The organism is Streptomyces sp. NPDC088124, assembly GCF_040685895.1.
Classification (GTDB): domain Bacteria; phylum Actinomycetota; class Actinomycetes; order Streptomycetales; family Streptomycetaceae; genus Streptomyces.
The window spans coordinates 1-18,225 of record NZ_JBFBJB010000049.1 but is presented as its reverse complement, the minus strand read 5'-3'; the positions used below and the strand labels follow the sequence as shown (position 1 = coordinate 18,225).

Genomic DNA, 18,225 nt, shown 5'->3' with positions numbered 1-18,225 from the left:
AGGCCCTGGCAGTTCCGCCACGAGGGCTTCCGGCCGACGCCGCGAGCGTGTGTGCGGGGGGGCGCGAGGGTCGGGGCCTAAGCCCCGACCCGGGGGTACAGGTCGTCCGGGAGTTTCTGACCCGGTGTCAGTTCTCCCGGGACGTCGACTCCGGACACGGGACGGTAGGTCGCCTCGGCGTCGATGAGAGCCACGACGTAGGAAACACGTTGTTCGTCGGTGGAGTTGGCCGCGGCCATATGGCCCGTACGGCCGTGGTGGAACGTGCAGTCACCGGCCCGCAGCGGGACGGTGACCCGGGTGTTCCAGTTCAGCCCCGGCCAGTATTTGAGCATGTAACCGTCGGGGTCGGCGCTCAGTGCCGGCAGTCCCACCCGGTCCGGACCCGGTCGTTCGTGGGAGCCGGCCAGGAAGGTCATACAGCCCCGCTCGACGGTGACGTCGACCAGCGCCACCCAGGCCGTCAGACTGGCCCGGCCCTCGAAGGGCAGGAAGGTCTCGTCGTCGTGGAGGTTGGTGCGGGCGCTGCGACGCGGCTCCTTGAGGAGTACGTCGCCACGCCACACCCGCAGCGGCATGCCCGCCAGCCGTTCGGCGAAGGCGCCGATGCGCGGGTGCAGGGCCAGCTCCCGCAGCGGCCCGTCGGCGCGCCAGACATGCTCCGTGGAGATGATCCGGGTGGCGCCCGCGTCGTCGGACTTGCTGTGCGCGGACAGGGCGGCGAGCGAGGCCGTACGGAAGCTGTCCACCTCGTCCGCGGAGAGCATCCGGGGGACGTGGGCGAACCCGTTCTCCCGGAAGGACTCCACGGTCCGCCTCGGTATGTCGCGGGAAGCGGGGCAGTGTGCGCTCACGGTGTCGATCCCCTCCGGCCGCTGGGACGAACGAGGTCGTCAGCGGCCCAGCCGGGCCCAGTGCAGGCAAGTGGTCGGTGATGGCGCCGCCCCTGCGGAGACGGGTCAACCACCGTGTGACACTTACTTTATAACACGGTGTCGGAAAGTTGCCGAGCCCTGCCCGCAGGGCGTCCGACGGCCCTGCGGAAGAGACGCGGAAGAGGCTCAGCCGCGGCGGGCGGCCACCCCGTCGAGGAAGAGATCGAGCTTGTGCTCGAACCAGGCGGCGGGCGACCCCGCGACGGCCTCGCCCAGCACGCCGCGCAGGCGTGAGTCGAAGGTGTGCATCCACGGGCCGATCAGCTCGCGGCGGCGTCGGCGCACGGCTTCGATGGCCGCCGCGGCACCGTCGTCGGACTCCGACCCGTCGCTGCCCTGCGGCAGTACGGCGAGGAACGCCTGGGTGACCAGCTCCGCAAGCATGTCCATGACGAGGACGGAATCCTCGGGCGAGAAGCCGTAGTCGAGCAGCGCGACCCCGGTCCGGTTGTCACGCCCCACCAGCGCGGGGCCGGTGAGCCGGAGCGCCGTGATCTCCTGTGCCAGTCCGGGCCGCGCGGCGTACAGCCGCCAGTGCGCCCACGCGGTCGCCGTGAGGAAGTCGCGCCAATTCTCTTCGGGTTCGGGCCATTCGATCGCGTGGACGGCGTGGTCGGCGGCTGCCGCGGCGAGCGCGTCGCGGCTGGCGAAGTAGCGGTAGAGCGTCGAGTGCGAGATACCGAGGCGCTCGGCGACGGCCGGCATCGTCAGACGCGCGAACCCGAGGGACAGCGCGGCGCCGATGATGGCCTCCCGGTCGGCCATGGGCGGGCGTCCCATGCGTCGCGGACGTGAGTCCCTGGTGGTTGCCCCGGTGTCCCGCGTACTCATGAGGGGGAAGTCCCTTCCGTCGATTCCACCCATGGTAGGAAACGGCCGCGCGATCCTCGCACCGCCGGGACAGCGGGCCGGGCCGGCGATACCGGCGCCCCGCTCGTCAGCCGGGCCGTCGACGCCGGTGCCCCGCTCGCCGATCCGTCAGCGGCGCGCATCCCCCCCGCTCCCGCCCCATCGGGCCGTCCGCTCACCGCAGGGGCCGCTGCCCCTCGGCCAGTCCGCCGCCGGTGACCGATTCGCCCTCGCGCTCCCGACCCCGCTCTCCGCACTGGCGACGCCTGCGCTGGTCGCACGCGCAGGCCTCCAGGAGGAGCGATGCCCCCAGCTCGTTGGAGCCCCGAGTACCGCCCTCCAGAAGCCATTTCGCCACGATCGCGGCCCGGCTCCGGACCCCGTACCGGTCGTAGAGGCGCTGCAGGTGCGAGTCGACGGTCCGGACCGACATGCCCAGGCGCTCGGCTATCTGTTTGTCGCGGTAACCCTCCGCGATGAGTAACAGTATCTCCATTTGCCGTGTACTGAGCTGCATCATCGTCATCGTGATCCTTAGCTAGAAACACCGCAGGGATTGATCAGTGAATGGCGCTGATCCGTTTCTTGTCGCCCAGGTCTCGGAGCGGCTGACGCGCGACCGCCTGCGTGGCGGAAAAATGACTTGTCCGGGCCGGAGAGGAACCGTCATGATTTCTCTACGCAGTTGACCCCTTCCTGGACGGGATGCCCCGTACAGCGGTCCGAATCATTGGCGTCGTTGACGTCGTTGGCGTACGGCGGATGACCGTCATCGGAATAGAGTTCCACGCTGCGCGATGTCCGGCCAACCAGAATCCAATGCGTGCGACGTTTTCGGGCATGTGTAGGAACGTTAGGCTGCCCTACCTTCGAGGTCAAGATCTCGCTGCCACCGGACGGTCGCCGGCTGCGCGAAGTCGCGTGCGGATCAGATCCGTTCACCGCGAAGAACATCCACTAATGTTCGGATCGCCGCTTCGAACACCCCGGAACTGGGTAATGAACATTCTCCCGCGGCACCTCCGGATATTCGTTGATCACCCGCCCCGGGCGTCGCCCCGGCTCCGCGGCGAGGAGAGCCCGGGCTCCTCGCGGCCGGGGTGACCGCGCGCCGGACCCGAGGCTCCGAGGGCGGCACCGTGGCCGAAAACCGATGCCGCCGCGAGCGGATCCCCCGCCGTCGGCATCCCTCCGCCCCTGCCCCCGCCCCCGGACGTACGACCACCGGAGGACCCGGCCCGCCGCTCCTCCGGCAGCGGGCGCCCCGAGCACCCGGCGCCGCGGCCGCCGCCCACACCGCGGGCAATACCCACCCCCCGTATTTGGCCGGGTAACGTATTGCGGTCGATGACGGCCCTGCATAGCGTCGTAGGGTGCTGATCATTCACCCACGCCACCGGCGCCGCTGCCGCCCCTACCGCCCCAAATCGCCTGCCGCAACGCGGTGTTGCGCGGACCGCTCGTGATGACAGCGCCCTCGGGCCGCGGGGCCCCCGACCGCCGGCGGGCCGCCCTCGTCGTCCTGTGTTTCGTGCAATTCATGCTGGTGCTGGACGACACGGTCGTCAACGTGGCGCTCCACAGCATCCAGAGCGACCTCGGCTTCAGCACCGGCAACCTGACCTGGGTCGCCAACGCGTACTTCCTCGCCTTCGGCGGGCTGCTGCTGCTGTGCGGCCGCCTCGCCGATCTGGTCGGGCGCCGCCGGATCTTCCTCTGGGGCGTGACGCTGTTCGGCGTGGCGAGCCTCCTCTGCGGAATCGCCCAGGAACCCTGGCTCCTCGTGACCGGCCGGTTCGCCCAGGGCGCGGGGGCGGCCATGGCCAGTCCGGCGGCCCTGGCACTGATCACTCTCCTCTTCCCCGGCCGGGAGGAACGCGCCAAGGCGCTCAGCATCTGGGGTGCCATCGCCGGGCTGGGCGGAACGACGGGGGTGGTGATCTCCGGAGCGCTGACCGGGCTGGCGTCCTGGCGCTGGATCTTCCTGATCAACCTGCCGGTGGTCGCCGTGACCCTGGTCCTGCTGCCGCGCCTGGTCGGGGAGAGCCGTACCGACCGCCCCGCCCGGCTGGACATCCCCGGCGCGGTCCTGGGCACCGGCGCCATCGTCTCCCTGGTCTACGGCCTGCTGCAGACCGACAGGTCGGGCTGGACCGAACTCACGGTACTGGGGCCGGTGCTGCTCGCGGTGGCCCTGGGCATCGTCTTCGTCGCCGTCGAGGCGCGCACGGCGGAGCCGCTCATTCCGCTGTCCTTCCTCTCCGTCAGAATACGTGCCGTCTCCAACGGCGCCGGCCTGCTCTTCACCGCGGCTTTCTTCTCCCTCTCCTTCCTGCTGATGCTGCATCTGCAGACCGTGCTGGGGTACGGCCCCCTGGAGGCCGGGGTCGGCTATCTGCCCTACGGCGCGGGCATCCTCACCGGTGTCTGGTGCTCTTCCCGGGTCGTGGTCAGGTTCGGACTGCGGTGGACCCTCGTGCTCGCGTTCCTGATCGGCGCGGGCGGACTCCTGCTCCTGTCCGGGGTGTCGGCGAACGACGGTTACGTGACCGGCGTGCTGCCCGGCATGCTCGTGGTGAGCTTCGGTTCCGGTCTCGGTTTCCCCGCCCTGGCGATCGCCGGGGTCCACGGCACCGACGAGGAGAACGCCGGCCTCGGCTCGGCGGTCCTCAACTCGGTCCAGCAGATCGGTGGCGCCGTGGGACTGGCCGTCCTGGTCACCGTCGCCACGCGGCGCAGCGAGGAGCTGACCGGGTCGGTCGGCCCGCTGCGCGCGGCGACGGAAGGGTTCTCGCACACGCTCACCATCGCCGCCGGGCTGCTCGCCCTCGGCGCGGTCCTCATCGCCGTACTGCTCGCCGGGGACAACGCCGCACGGCCGGAGACCGACAGGAAGGAGGCCTCACGGGAGCCTGCGTAGCAGCGGAGCAGATGGCCGGACCCCGCCCCTCCCGCGGGCCGGTCCGGCCCGCGCCCGAAGGCAGCGGGAGCGGTGGAACGACGAGGGCTCCTCCGGGTGGCCGGTGGGCGGAAGTCCGCCGAAAGGCGGTGGGATCCCGGGAAGGGAAAGGCGCTCGTCCCGCCCGGCCGGCGGCATCACGGTCGCACGGGAAAGGCCGAGGCCGCTCCCCGCTTTCACCCCCCGCGGATTTCGCCTGTCGCATATCGCCTCGCGCTCCGCCGAATTCCCCACGCGATGTGACGGACCTTCCGGGAATCCGCCCGCGCCGCTCCCGGTTGGCGTACGGCGCCGGTCGGAGAGCAGGCGGAATGGGGGCGTTCCGCGTCCGGGCCGCGGAACGGCGATTTGGGTTGCCCGATGGGCCGCGTTCCGATGATGCGTCGACCGTGGCCATGGCCGTCCCGGCAAAGGCCGATTCGGCAGTGGGAAGACGGAGGACGACGGGCTCACCCACCGGCACGGCCCAGATCGAGGAGGCACTTCTCATTCCCCCACAGGCGCTCGATCGAAAAGAGCTGCGCACAGGGCGCGCGCCGCAGAGGGACGGTCGGCATCTCCCGTATTCCTTCAGTACCGGCGGTCGCGCGACAGGGCAACGGCGCGTCGCGGAAATCCCGTCGTTCTTCGCTCTCCGAGCACGCGCCGGAGAAAGGCTCCGCGCAGAAAAATCCGCGCTTTCTCCCGCTCGCCCGCTGTCACGCGCGCGGCGGGAGCGCGCGTGTCGCGACCACTCCCCCGCCGGAACCCGTTGGAGCCTGACACCATGAACAGCCCACTTCAGGACCCCCGTTTCCTGCGCGACCCCTACCCCGCCTACGCGGAACTGCGGTCCACGTGTCCGGTGCAGCACGTCCCCACCGGCTTCGACGGATACGGCAGTTACCTCGTCACCGGATACGCCGAAGCCCGGCAGGCTCTCGGTGACCCGCGGCTCTCGAAGGACACCGCCGCGTTCTTCGCCGACAAGCCGTCACCACGCCGTCTGCATCCCGCGGTGGCGCAGACCATGCTCGCCGTCGATCCGCCCCGGCACACGCGCCTGCGCCGACTGGTGACCAAGGCCTTCACCAGCGGCGCGGTGGCCGGGCTGCGCCCGTACATCGCCCAGGTGACCGACGCGCTGCTGGACCGCTGGCCGGCCGGCGGTGAGGTCGACCTCGTCGCCGGCCTCGCCGAACCGCTGCCCGTCACCGTGATCTGCGAGCTGCTCGGAGTACCGGAGACCGGCCGGCCGGACGTCCGGCGCTGGTCCGCCGAGTTGTTCGCGGCCGGAGAACCCGACCTGATCGACGCCGCCTCGCACGCCCTGGCGAACTACCTGACGGAGCTGATCGCCGCCAGGCGGCGGCAGCCCGGCGAGGCGCTCCTCGACCGCCTGATCTCGGCCCGCGACGGCGGGGAAGGACTGAGCGAGGACGAACTCGTCTCCCTCGCGGTGCTGCTCCTCGTCGCGGGACACGAGACCACCACCCACTTCCTCGGCAACGCGGTCCTGGCCCTGCTCCGGCACCCCGCCGAGCTGGCACGCCTGCGCGCGAACCCCGACTCCGTCCCGGCGGCCCTGGACGAGCTGCTCCGCTTCGACTCCCCCGTCGGCACCGCCACCTTCCGCTACGCCACCGAGGACCTGCTCCTCGGCGACACTCCGGTCCCGGCCGGCACACCCGTGCAGGTCTCGCCCGGCGCCGCCAACCGCGACCCGGAGCGCTTCCCCGCACCGGACCGACTCGACCTGGACCGGGACGCGAGCGGCCACGTCGCCTTCGGCCACGGCATCCACCGCTGCCTCGGCGCACCCCTGGCCAGGGCCGAGGCCGAGATCGCGCTACGGGCGGTCCTGACCCGCTTCCCCCGGCTCCGGCTCGCCGTCCCGCCGGACCGACTGCGGTGGCGGCACACCCGCCTGATGCGCGGGCTGGTCTCGCTCCCCCTGCTCACCTGAGCCAGCGGAGGGAGGGTGCCGAGCGGTGTGGCGACCGGGCCGCGGAGCACCGGGACGGCGTCGCGCCGTCAGCCCGACGTCGGCGGATTCCGCGCGTCGAAGGCGAAGAGGGTGTTCTCGGCCGCGGCCACGACCACCGCACGCCCCGCGACGGCCACGCGCGGGCTCGCGCCCTCCTCGCCCGTCAGACCGTCGGCCTGCGGATCTGTGGTCCACAGGGGTTTGCCGTCGCGCGGCGACAGCGCGACCACCCGGCCGGTGGCCGAGCTGAAATACAGTGCGCCGGCTCCCGCCGCGGGACCCGACGCGCCCTCCACGCCCGTCTGCCGGGACCACTTCTCCCGCCCCGTCGCGGGGTCGAGCGCCGTGACGAGACCGATCCGCCTGCTCACGTAGAGGGTGCCGTCCGCCATGCCGGGTGTCCCCGGGTATGTCCTGGCCAGCCGGGAGTACGTGACCTTCCGCGAGGCCGGGTCGACCCGCGCCACCCCGTCGTAACCGGCCGGCGCCGTTCCCTCCATGCGCACCTGGAAGAGCACGAGCCTGCCATCGGCGACGCCCATCGGCACGGCGGGGCCGTCGACCGCGATCGGCCTGCCCAGGGTCCCCGAGGCGCGGTCGACGGTGTACAGAGTGGGTCGGCGCACCTCCGAGGCAGCCACCTCCGCGTCCGTCGCGCACATCGCGAAGAGCCGCGGACCCGCCAGGACGGGAGCGCACTGTGCGCCCGCGGGGAACGGCGTCTTCCAGGCGACCCTGCCGCTGTGGGCGCCCCGGGCCTCGAAGCGGGAGTTGGAGGGGTCGACCGTCACCACGGTGGAGCCGGCCACCACGGCGTCCTGCGTCCGGCCCGTGACGGCCGCCGACGGGACGCCGGACGGGACGGACCACAGCTCCCGGCCACTGTTCGCGTCGATGGCCACCACCTCGTTGGGAGGGTCCTGCGGGGCGTCCTCGGCGGCGAAGCGGTAACCGAGCACGGTGTCGTCGGTGGCGCCCACCAGGTGCATGCCCTGGACGGGGACGCCCGGACTCTTCGCCGTCCACACCCGCGAGCCGTCCGAGGCCCTGACACGGGTCGCGATCACACCGCCGCCCCCGCAGAACAGGGCGTCGCCGCGCGCGACGCAGCGCAGTTCGTCGGGAATGTCCGCACGACCGCCCGGCACCGTCTCGTGCCACGGCTCGAAGCCGTCCAGGATGGGGGCACTCGGCGCCGCGGCGCTGGTGCCCTTGGGGCCGGCGCTGTCCGGCCCGAGGCCGCCCGACGTCAGCACCGCGAGGCCCCCGCCGATCGCGGCCACCGCGACCGAGGTCGCGAGCACGGGCCGCCACCGACGACGCAGACGGCGCCCGAGGGGAGCACCCGTACTCCGCGTATCGGGAACGGCCGGGGCGGTGCTCGCGGCAGTCGGGGCGGTGCCCGTGGCAGTCGGCGCCGGCGTGGCCGACGCCGCGAGGTGATGCTGGGTGTCCATGTCGCGGGTGCAGCCCGCGCCGGCCCCGTTCGTGTCGGCCCCGCCGAGGTCGGACGGCAGATCCCGCAGCAGCACGAGGAGTTCGTCCGCCGAGGGGCGCCGCTCGACCTCCTTGTCCAGGCACGGCTCGACGACCGCGCGCAACGCCACCGGCACGGCACCCAGCGAAGGCTCCTCGTGCACCACCTGGTACGCCGTCAGATAGGGGCTGTCCGCGTCGAAGGGCCCGCGGCCCGTCGCCGCGTACACCAGCAGCGTCCCCAGCGAGAAGACATCGGAGCGCGGCCCCACACCACGCGGCGCCTGCAACTGCTCCGGCGACATGAAGGGCGGCGTACCGATGACCCGCCCCGTCATCGTCAGCGTCTGCTGGTCCACGGCGCGCGAAATGCCGAAGTCGATGACGCGTGGCCCTTCGGGCGAGAGCACGACGTTCGAGGGTTTCAGGTCACGGTGGACGACCCCCACCCGGTGGATGTCGCGCAGCGCCTCCGCCAGCCCGATGGCCAGCCTCCTCAGCTCCGCCCCGTTCAGCGGGCCGTCGGCCGCGATGTGCTGGGCGAGGGTCGGCCCCTCGATATAGGTGGTCGCCATCCACGGCTGCTCGGCCTCGGGCGCGGCGTCGACCACGGCGGCGGTGAACGCTCCGCTCACCCGCCGCGCCGCCGCCACCTCCTGCCGGAAGCGGATACGGAACTCGTCGTCCCCCGCGAACTGCTGGTGGATCAGCTTGATCGCGACAGCCCGCCCCGAGTTCGTACGGGCCAGAAAGACCGTGCCCATGCCCCCCGAGCCGAGCCGCCCCTCAAGCGGATAACCGCCGATCTCGACCGGATCACCTCCCCGCAGCGACACTCTTCCCGACCTCTCGTCCCCCGTGCACCTCTGTCACCACGGGTTTGCGTACCTGTCCTGCCTACAAACTAGTCGCAGGCCGGTACGGCAGCGCAAAGAGGGTGCCGCGGGGAGCCCAGGGCGGCTCCCGTGCCGCACAGCTCGGAAGCCGCCGTTCCGGCGACCGGCTAACCGAGGAAACTCAGCCGGACCTGACGGTCGGCGTTGTCCACATTCGTGTCGACCAGGCAGACCGACTGCCAGGTGCCCAGCTCCAGTCGCCCTTTGATCACCGGCAAGGTGGCGTGGGGCGGTACCAGGGCCGGGAGGACGTGGTCCCTGCCGTGGCCCGGGGTGCCGTGGCGGTGGTGCCAGCGGTCGTCGGCGGGGAGCAGGGTGCGCAGGGCGGCAAGGAGGTCGTCGTCGCTGCCCGCGCCCGTTTCGATGACCGCCACCCCGGCGGTGGCGTGCGGCACGAAGATGTTCAGGAGGCCGTCCCGGCCCTGCGCGGTCTCCCGGAGGAACGCGGCGCAGTCGTGGGTCAGATCGGCCACCCTCTCCTCGGCGCCGGTGGTGACACTCAGGACTCTGGTCATGAACGCGTGAGACATGCGTCCATCGTGCCAACCGTCAGGCGGTCCGGTAAGGAGCGCGGGCTGCTCGCGCGGGTCCCTGCGTCCCTGCTGCCCCGGGGAGGTTCCCGTACGGTCCGGGCCGGGAAGATTGCCGGAGTCCCGACTGTTGGTAGAAACGTGAACGACTTCGGGGTACGCGACATCGATGTGGTGGTCATCGGCGCCGGGCAGGCGGGTCTGTCCGGCGCCTATCATCTGCGCCGCTCGGGGCTGGAGCCGGACCGCGACTTCGTCGTCCTGGACCATGCCCCGCGACCGGGCGGCGCCTGGCAGTTCCGCTGGCCCTCGCTGACGTACGGCAAGGTCCACGGCATGCACGCGCTGCCCGGCATGGAGCTGGTCACCGGCCCGGACGACGACGCCCGGCCGTCGTCCGAGGTGATCGGCGCCTACTTCACAGCGTACGAGCGGCGCTTCGGCCTGCGGGTCCACCGGCCCGTCGATGTCCGTGGCGCCCGGGAGGGCACCGGCGGGCGGCTGCTGGTGGAGTCCTCGGCGGGGAACTGGTCGGCCCGGGCGCTGATCAACGCCACCGGGACCTGGGACCGCCCGTTCTGGCCGCGCTACCGGGGCCAGGAGAGCTTCCGGGGGCGTCAGTTGCACACCGCGAACTATCCGGGGCCCGAGGAGTTCGCGGGGCTGCGGGTGATCGTGGTCGGCGGCGGGGCCTCCGGCATCCAGCACCTCATGGAGATCGCGCGGGTGGCGGCGGACACGACCTGGGTGACCCGCCGTCCGCCGGTCTTCCGTGAGGGCCCGTTCACCGAGGAGTGGGGCCGGGCGGCCGTGGCGCTCGTCGAGGAGCGGGTGCGCCAGGGGCTGCCGCCGCGGAGCGTGGTGTCGGTCACCGGGCTCGCGGTGACCGAGGCCGTCGCGCGGGCGCGCGCGGAGGGGGTGCTCGACCGGCTGCCGATGTTCGACCGGATCACGCCGGAGGGTGCGGTCTGGGACGACGGCCGGACGGTGGAGGCCGATGTCATCCTCTGGGCGACGGGGTTCCGGCCCGCCATCGACCAGCTCGCCCCGCTCGGGCTGCGGGAGCCGGGCGGCGGGATCCGGATCGAGGGGACGCGCGCCGTACGGGACGAACGGGTCCATCTGGTCGGGTACGGGCCGTCGGCCTCCACGATCGGCGCCAACCGGGCCGGCCGGGCGGCCGTCCGGGAGATCCGGCGGCTGCTGGCACGCGGCTCCGGCGACCGCAACGGCGGTGACACGGGCGGGGGCACGACGGCCGGGGAGGAGAAGGCGGCGGCGCTGACCGCCTGAGAAGGCCAGGGCCTAGGCGTCCCTGCGGTGCTTGTTGAACTCCTCGACGTTCTTGCGGTGTTCGGCGTACCGGTTGGTGAAGCGGGTGTCCCCGGGCCGCACGGTGACGAAGTACAGCCAGTCGCCGCTCGCGGGGGCGACCGCCGCGCGCATCGCCTCCTCCCCCGGGTTCCCGATCGGTGTGGGCGGCAGTCCCTTGTGCTCGTAGGTGTTGTAGGGGCTGTCCGTCCTGGTGTCCGCGTGGCTGGTGTCCAGCGTGGCGCGGTTCAGCGCGTAGTTGAGCGTCGAGTCCATCTGGAGCGGCATGCCCAGGGCGAGCCGGTTGTGCACGACCCGGGCGACGCGGGCCATGTCCTCCGTCGTGTCGGCCTCCGCCTGCACGATGCTGGCGATGGTGACCGTCTGGTAGGCCGACACCCCGTGGGCGCGCGCGCCGGCGGTGATCCGGTCGCCCCCGAACCGCTGGTTGGCGGTCCTGACCATGTAGCCGAGCAGTCCGGCCGGTGAGGTCGTGGAGTCGATGGGGTACGTGGCCGGGAAGAGGTAGCCCTCCGGGTTGGACCGGGCCGCCTCGGGCAGTTCGAGCCGGGCGTCCACCGCGGCCTTCCGGGTGGTGCCCGCGGGTACGTCCAGCGCCCGGTCGACCGACGCGTACACCTGGGTCGCGCGCCGCCCCTCGGGAACGGCCAGGGTCGTCGCCCGCCGGGCGCTGTCGTCCCCGCCGGACAGCAGGGTCAGAGGCACCAGCACCGCGGCGGTGACCGCGAGGGCGGCGCCGGTGATCAGCACCAGCCGGCCGCGGCGGGTCAGCCGGGTGCGACGCCCGGGTCGTGCCACCGGAGGCTCGTTCGTCATGCGGGCACGCTAACCCGGAGTGATCACCGATCCCGGCACCTCGGGCGCGGCGACACGGATGGTACGCGTTCGGCCGTTCCCGTCCCGGGGAACGGCGGCGCCGCCGCGGTCACCGAGCGACGGGTGCCAGGCCGTCGACCGGATCGGGGTCGGCCGGGTCGGCGCCCGCCGCCTTCGCATCGGTGTTCGTGTGCGCCGGGCGCTCGTCCCTGCGGACGAGGGCGGCGTAGCGGCCGTCCTGGCGGAGCAGTTCCTCGTGCGTGCCGCGCTCGGCGATGGCGCCCGCGTGGAGGACGACGATCTGGTCCGCGTCCCTGACCGTGGAGAGCCGGTGCGCGATGGTGATGGTCGTACGTCCTTCGGAGAGGGCGTCGATGGCCTGTTGCACGGCGTGTTCCGTACGGGTGTCCAGCGCGCTCGTCGCCTCGTCCAGGATCAGTACGGGCGGGTCGCGCAGGATGGTGCGGGCGATGGCGAGGCGCTGCTTCTCGCCACCGGAGAAGCGGTATCCGCGCTCACCGACCAGGGTGTCGTAGCCGTCGGGCAGCGAGGCGATGTGGTCGTGGATCTGGGCGGCCTTCGCGGCCGTCACCATCTCCTCGTCCGTGGCGTCCGGCTTGGCGAAGCGCAGGTTGTCGGCGACCGAGGCGTGGAAGAGGTAGGTCTCCTGGGAGACGACGCCGACGGCCCGGGCGAGGGTGTCGAAGTCCAGGTCGCGTACGTCGACGCCGTCGAGGAGGACCCGGCCGCCCGTCACGTCGTACAGCCGGGGCACGAGATAGCTGAGGGTCGACTTGCCGGAGCCCGTGGGGCCGACGACGGCGAGGCTGCCGCCGGGCGGAACCGTGAGGTCGATGCCGCTGAGGGTACGCCGGTCCTTGTCGTCGTAGCTGAAGTCGACGCCGTCGAAGCGGACTTCGCCGCGGATCCGCTCCAGCCTGACCGGCCGCTCGGGCTCGGTGATGTCGACGGGGAGATCCAGGTACTCGAAGATGCGCTGGAAGAGGGCGAGGGAGGTCTGCATGTCGACCCCGGTGGACAGCAGGCTCACCGCGGGCCGGAAGAGCCCCTGCTGCAGCGAGACGAACGCGACGAGCGTCCCGATGGAGACGGGCGTGCCGCCCGCGCCGAGCGCGATGCCGGCGGCCCAGTAGATGACGGCGGGCATGGCCGCCATGACGATGCCGATGGTCGACATCCGCCAGCGGCCCGCCATGTTGGAGCGGACCTCCAGGTCGACCAGACGCTCGGACTCGTCGGCGAAGGAGCGGGTGAGCGAGTCGGCCCGGCCCATCGTACGGCCGAGGAGTATGCCGCTCACGGAGAGCGATTCGGTGACCGTCGCGGCCATGGTGGCCATCTGCCGCTGGCGCTCCGTGGTGATCTTCTTGCGCTCGCGGCCCACCTTGCGGCTGATCCAGACGAAGACGGGGAGCAGCACCATCGAGACGGCGGTGAGCCGCCAGTCCAGGGCGAGCATCGCGACGACCGAGGCGATCACGGCGGTGAGGTTGGAGACCAGGGAGGTCGCGGTGGAGGTCACCGTCGCCTGCATGCCGCCGATGTCGTTGGCGATGCGCGACTGGACCTCTCCGGTCCTGGTCCTGGTGAAGAAGGCGAGCGGCATGCTCTGCAGCCGGCTGTAGACGCCGGTGCGCAGGTCGTGCATGACCCGCTGGCCCACGGTCGTGGAGATCAGCGTCTGGAGTACGCCGAAGATGCTGTTGACGACCGCCGTCAGGATCATGCCGAGGGCCAGCAGGCTCAGCAGGCCGGTACGGCCCTGGGGGATCGCCGTGTCGAGGATCTCGCGCAGCATGAACGGCGAGGCGACCGTGACCAGTGACGACGCGGCCACGAGAAGGCCGACGAGCGCGAGTCGGCCGCGATAGGGCCGGAAGAGGCCGAAGATCCGCCGCAGTTGGGCGGGCTGCTCCGGCTCCCCCAGAACGTCCGGGGAAAGCCGGGGCGTCCCTGTGGAACCTCTGGATGGTTCGGGTTTCGTGACTCCTCCACCCCGTGAGTGAACGCGGGGCGGCTTCTCACTCGGCTCTGTAGGAGCCTCATGACGGCCAAGCCCTGACCGCTGCCCGTTGGCAGGGGCAAACGTACTCCCCTGTTTCGCGGCTCCGCAAACGGCGGCTGACCCGCCGGCTCCACCGCGTCCAGAAGCAGCAGCTCGAACCGATCGGCATCACCCCGGCCCAGGCACGGCTGCTGCGCATGCTCACGCTGTACGACGCACCGCCCCGGATGACCGATCTGGCCACGCGGCTCGAAGTGGTGCCCCGTGCCGTGACCACCCTGGTCGACAGCCTGGAGGCGAGCGGCTGGGTGCGCCGCGCTCCCGACCGGACCAACCGCCGGGTGATCCGTATCGAGCTGACCGACACCGGCCGGGCGACGCTGCGCGCCCTGCGCGGCGCGCGCCGGTCCGCCGCCGCGGACATCCTGGCGCCGCTCACGGCCGAGCAGCGCGAGGTGCTCGGCGGGCTGCTGTCGACACTGGTCGACGGTGCCGCCGAACGTCCCTGCTGAGCGTGGCACGGCTGGCCCGAACCGGCCTCCTCCGCGGAAAACCCTTTGCCTCGTGGCCTCGAACACAGAGAACCTTGCACGGTTTGGGCCATCCACGAGTCATGGGACATCATGCAGATTCGCGACCTTCCGTATCCCGATCCGGGGATTCCCGATGTCCGGTCAGGCCCTCGGTTCCTGCTGTGGCTCGGGCGCAACCAGCTGGGCGGACAGCTCAAATCCCTCTCCTGGGGCCTGCTGCACCAATTGGGCATCGCCGGGCTGCCCATCGGCGCCGGGGTCGCCGTCCAGGCCGTCATCGACCGCTCGGGGAGCCGGCTCGCGCTCGCCGGCGGTCTGATCGCCCTGTTCGGCCTCGCCATCACCGTCGGCGACACGATGCTGCACCGCACCGCCATCACCAACTGGATCACGGCCGCCGCGCGCCTCCAGCAACTGCTGGCGCGCAAGACCGCCGAGCTGGGCTCCGCGCTGACCCGGCGGGTCGCCGCCGGTGAGGTGGTCGCGGTCTCCACCGGCGACGTCGAAAAGATCGGATGGTTCGTGGAGGCGCTCTCACGCTTCCTGGCCGCCGTCATCGCCATCGCCCTGATCTGCGTCGGCCTGGTCCTGTACCTGCCGGAGCTGGGCGTGCTCGTCGCCGTCGGCGCCCCGGTGCTCGCCCTCTCCGTACTGCCGCTCCTCCCCCGCGCCACCCAGCGCGCCGACATCCAGCGCGAGAAGGCCGGCCGGGCCACCGAGCTGGCGTCCGACACCGTCGCCGGGCTGCGGGTGCTGCGCGGCATCGGCGGCGAGGAGCTGTTCCTCGGCCGCTACCGCACCGCCTCGCAGGAGGTGCGCGAGGCGGCCGTGCGCAGCGCCCGTATGTGGGCGCTGATCTCGGCGATCCAGGTGCTGCTGCCGGGCATTCTGCTGGTCACGGTCGTCTGGTACGGGGCCCGGCTCGCCCTGGACGGACAGATCGAGGTCGGAGCGCTGGTGACCGTCTACAGCGCGGTGACGCTCATGCTCTTCCCCCTGCGGCACTTCGAGGAGATCGCGATGGCGTACTCCTTCTCCCGGCCCTCCGCGAAACGCGCGGCCCGGGTGCTGTCGCTGGAACGTACCGCGTACGAGGACGAGCGCGGCGGGCTCGCCGAGGCCCGGCCGACGGGCGATCTGTACGACCCCGCCACCGGCCTGCTCGCGCCGTCCGGCCTGCTGACGGCCGTGGTGTGCGGGGACCCGGACGCGGCCGGGCGGCTGGCCGAGCGGCTCGGCGGCCACGCGGCCCAGACCGAGAAGAATCCGTCCGTGCTGCTCGGCGGGGTGGCGCTGGACGATCTCCCGCTGGACTCGGCGCGTGCCAGTGTGCTCGTACAGGACAAGGATCCGGTGCTGCTGTCCGGGACGCTGGCGGAGCTGCTGGACATCCCGGCCTCCGGCGCGGTCACCCCGTCGGCGGCGCTGACAGCCGCGCAGTGCGGCGATGTCCTGGACGCGCTCGTCCAGGCGTCGGTGGACGGCAGCGGGGACCCGATGCGGTCGCGGATCACCGAGCGCGGGCGCTCGCTCTCCGGCGGGCAGCGGCAGCGGCTGGCGCTGGCGCGTTCGCTGGTCACGGATCCGGAGGTGCTGGTGCTCGACGAGCCGACCTCCGCCGTCGACTCGCACACGGAGGCGCGGATCGCGGGCGGCGTGAAGGAGCTGCGCGCCGGGCGCACGACGGTGGTGTTCGCCACCTCGCCGCTGCTGCTGGACCACGCGGACCGTGTGGTCTTCGTCCACGAGGGCGAGGCCGTGGCGGTGGGTACGCACCGGGAGCTGCTGGCCGGCGCCACCGGCTACCGGGCGGTCGTGACCCGCGAGACGGACGACGCGGGCACGGACGGAGCCGGCGCGGACAACGCCGGCTCGGACGACGCCAGGACGGACGACGCGGCGGCGGCCCCCGGTGAGGCGGGCGGCCCGGCGGCAGGCGCCGAAGAAACGGAACATGTCATGGCCCCCGTCCCGTCAGGGGCGGCAGGGGCAGCGAACGAGATGGAGGAATCGGCGTGATCGGCTTGGCGCCCCCGGCGTACGACCCGGCGGCCCCGGAGTCGGCGACCACCCTGCCCGTCGGGACACCGGCGACCGTACGGACCTATGTGAGCGAGCTGCTGCGGCGCCACCGGACGGCGTTCGTCGTGCTCGTCACGGTCAACGCCGTCTCGGTGATCGCCTCGATGGTCGGCCCGTACCTCCTCGGCACCATCGTCGAGGACCTGTCCAACGGCGCGCGCGAACTGCGACTGGAGTGGGTCGTCGCGGTGTTCGTCGTCGCGCTGGTGATCCAGACCGTGTTCGTACGGCTGGTACGGCTGCGCGGGGCGATGCTCGGCGAGGAGATGCTCGCCGACCTGCGCGAGGACTTCCTCGTCCGGTCCGTCGGGCTGCCGCCCGGCGTGCTGGAGCGGGCCGGGACCGGCGATCTGCTCTCCCGGATCACCACGGACATCGACCGGCTGGCGAACGCGATGCGCGAGGCGGTGCCACAGCTCGCGATCGGCGTCGTCTGGGTGATCCTGCTGCTCGGCGCCCTGACGGTGACCGCGCCGCCGCTGGCGCTCGCGGTGCTGGTGGCGCTGCCGCTGCTGGTCGCCGGGTGCCGCTGGTACTTCCGGCGGGCGCCCTCGGCGTACCGCTCGGAGGCCGCCGGCTACGCGGCCGTCGCGGCGATGCTCGCCGAGACCGTCGACGCGGGGCGGACCGTGGAGGCGCACCGCCTCGGCGGGCGCCGCGTGGCGCTCTCGGAGCAGCGGATCCGGGAGTGGACGGTGTGGGAGAGGTACACGCTCTCGCTGCGGTCGGTGCTGTTCCCCGTCATCAACCTCACGCATGTGACGATCTTCCTGGCCTCGCTGGTGCTCGGCGGGGTCTTCGTCCTCCAGGGCTGGCTCACCGTCGGGCAGCTCACGACGGGCGCGCTCTTCGCCCAGATGCTGGTGGACCCGGTCGGGCTGATCCTGCGCTGGTACGACGAGCTCCAGGTGGCCCAGGTGTCGATCGCGCGGCTGGTCGGAGTGCGGGACATCGAGCCCGCCGCCGGAGACGCGTCGGTCGTGCCCGAGGGCCGCGACGTCGCCGCCGACCGGGTGCACTTCGGCTACCGCGAGGGCGTCGACGTGCTGCACCGGGTGACGCTGGACATCAGCCCCGGTACCCGGCTGGCGCTGGTCGGCCCGTCGGGCGCCGGGAAGTCGACGCTGGGGCGGCTGCTCGCGGGCATCTACGGGCCGCGCCAGGGGCGGATCGCACTGGGCGGCGCGGAGCTCTCCCGGATGCCGGCGGAGCGGGTGCGTGAGCAGGTGGCCCTGGTCAACCAGGAACACCACGTCTTCGTGGGGTCGCTGCGTGACAATCTGCTGCTGGCCCGCACGGGCGCGACGGACGCGGAGCTGTGGGAGGCGCTCGGGGCGGTCGACGCGGACGGCTGGGCGCGGGCGCTGGACGGCGGTCTCGACACCGAGGTCGGTTCGGGCGGGGTCCCGCTGACACCCGCCCAGGCGCAGCAGATCGCGCTGGCCAGGCTGGTGCTGGCGGACCCGCACACGCTGGTGCTGGACGAGGCGACCTCGCTGCTCGACCCGCGCGCGGCCCGTCATCTGGAGCGCTCGCTGGCCCGGGTGCTGGACGGCCGTACGGTCATCGCGATCGCCCACCGGCTGCACACCGCGCACGACGCGGATGTGATCGTGGTGGTCGAGGAGGGCCGGATCAGCGAGCAGGGCAGCCATGACGAGCTGGTGGCGGCGAACGGCGCGTACGCCGCGCTGTGGCGCTCCTGGCACGGCTGACGGCAGCTCAGAGCCTGTCTTCCTCGTCCAGAACAACGGCTTCGCGATCTCCGTACCGCTCGCCAAGCAGTCCGCCGCGCCCTCCCTGGCCCACAAGGCCGTCGGGTACG

13 protein-coding genes and 1 pseudogene are annotated in these 18,225 nt (G+C 72.3%); 7 read left to right on the top strand and 7 right to left on the bottom strand.

Annotated features, from left to right (window positions below):
* Positions 1-77: 77 nt before the first annotated feature.
* From AB0P17_RS32125 to AB0P17_RS32115, 3 genes are all read right to left on the bottom strand, one after another.
* Positions 78-854: a phytanoyl-CoA dioxygenase family protein gene (locus tag AB0P17_RS32125; protein WP_365816414.1), complete on the bottom strand. Its 777-nt coding sequence runs from the start codon at positions 852-854 to the stop codon at positions 78-80.
* Positions 855-1,061: 207 nt separating this feature from the next.
* Complete coding sequence (locus AB0P17_RS32120) at positions 1,062-1,715, bottom strand: helix-turn-helix domain-containing protein (RefSeq protein WP_365816412.1); 654 nt, start codon at positions 1,713-1,715, stop codon at positions 1,062-1,064.
* A gap of 244 nt (positions 1,716-1,959) precedes the next feature.
* On the bottom strand, positions 1,960-2,310 hold the full coding sequence (locus AB0P17_RS32115; RefSeq protein ID WP_365816410.1) for a LuxR C-terminal-related transcriptional regulator: 351 nt from the start codon (positions 2,308-2,310) through the stop codon (positions 1,960-1,962).
* A 939-nt stretch (positions 2,311-3,249) separates the two neighbouring features.
* On the opposite strand from AB0P17_RS32115, the gene AB0P17_RS32110 reads away from it, so the two are divergent.
* Both AB0P17_RS32110 and AB0P17_RS32105 read left to right on the top strand, forming a co-directional pair.
* Positions 3,250-4,704, top strand: a complete 1,455-nt coding sequence (locus AB0P17_RS32110) for an MFS transporter (protein WP_365816408.1) — start codon at positions 3,250-3,252, stop codon at positions 4,702-4,704.
* Between the two features lie 805 nt (positions 4,705-5,509).
* Entirely contained in the window at positions 5,510-6,688 is a 1,179-nt protein-coding gene (locus tag AB0P17_RS32105) for a cytochrome P450 (RefSeq protein WP_365816407.1), read from the top strand.
* A 68-nt stretch (positions 6,689-6,756) separates the two neighbouring features.
* Here the strand turns inward: AB0P17_RS32105 and AB0P17_RS32100 are convergent, their stop codons facing one another.
* Positions 6,757-9,021, bottom strand: coding sequence for a PQQ-binding-like beta-propeller repeat protein (locus tag AB0P17_RS32100; protein ID WP_365816405.1), 2,265 nt, complete (start codon positions 9,019-9,021; stop codon positions 6,757-6,759).
* A 167-nt stretch (positions 9,022-9,188) separates the two neighbouring features.
* The gene (locus tag AB0P17_RS32095; protein ID WP_365816402.1) at positions 9,189-9,611 is read right to left on the bottom strand and encodes a YjbQ family protein; all 423 of its coding nucleotides are present in this window, start codon (positions 9,609-9,611) and stop codon (positions 9,189-9,191) included.
* A gap of 141 nt (positions 9,612-9,752) precedes the next feature.
* Here AB0P17_RS32095 and AB0P17_RS32090 point away from each other — a divergent pair, with 141 nt between their 5' ends.
* Entirely contained in the window at positions 9,753-10,904 is a 1,152-nt protein-coding gene (locus AB0P17_RS32090) for an NAD(P)-binding domain-containing protein (protein ID WP_365816400.1), read from the top strand.
* A gap of 12 nt (positions 10,905-10,916) precedes the next feature.
* Here AB0P17_RS32090 and mltG read toward each other — a convergent pair whose 3' ends face one another.
* On the bottom strand, positions 10,917-11,759 hold the full coding sequence (gene mltG / locus AB0P17_RS32085; protein WP_365816398.1) for an endolytic transglycosylase MltG: 843 nt from the start codon (positions 11,757-11,759) through the stop codon (positions 10,917-10,919).
* Positions 11,760-11,868: 109 nt separating this feature from the next.
* Entirely contained in the window at positions 11,869-13,707 is a 1,839-nt protein-coding gene (locus AB0P17_RS32080; RefSeq protein ID WP_365816482.1) for an ABC transporter ATP-binding protein, read from the bottom strand.
* A gap of 131 nt (positions 13,708-13,838) precedes the next feature.
* Here AB0P17_RS32080 and AB0P17_RS32075 point away from each other — a divergent pair, with 131 nt between their 5' ends.
* The 4 genes and pseudogenes from AB0P17_RS32075 to AB0P17_RS32060 form a co-directional block, all read left to right on the top strand.
* Positions 13,839-14,297, top strand: coding sequence for a MarR family transcriptional regulator (locus AB0P17_RS32075; protein ID WP_365816480.1), 459 nt, complete (start codon positions 13,839-13,841; stop codon positions 14,295-14,297).
* Between the two features lie 111 nt (positions 14,298-14,408).
* The gene (locus AB0P17_RS32070; protein WP_365816396.1) at positions 14,409-16,337 is read left to right on the top strand and encodes an ABC transporter ATP-binding protein; all 1,929 of its coding nucleotides are present in this window, start codon (positions 14,409-14,411) and stop codon (positions 16,335-16,337) included.
* Positions 16,334-18,115, top strand: coding sequence for an ABC transporter ATP-binding protein (locus AB0P17_RS32065; protein ID WP_365816394.1), 1,782 nt, complete (start codon positions 16,334-16,336; stop codon positions 18,113-18,115). Before AB0P17_RS32070 ends, AB0P17_RS32065 begins: the two co-directional genes overlap by 4 nt.
* A 16-nt stretch (positions 18,116-18,131) precedes the next feature.
* A pseudogene (locus AB0P17_RS32060) lies at positions 18,132-18,225 on the top strand (thiamine pyrophosphate-dependent enzyme); the annotation flags it as partial.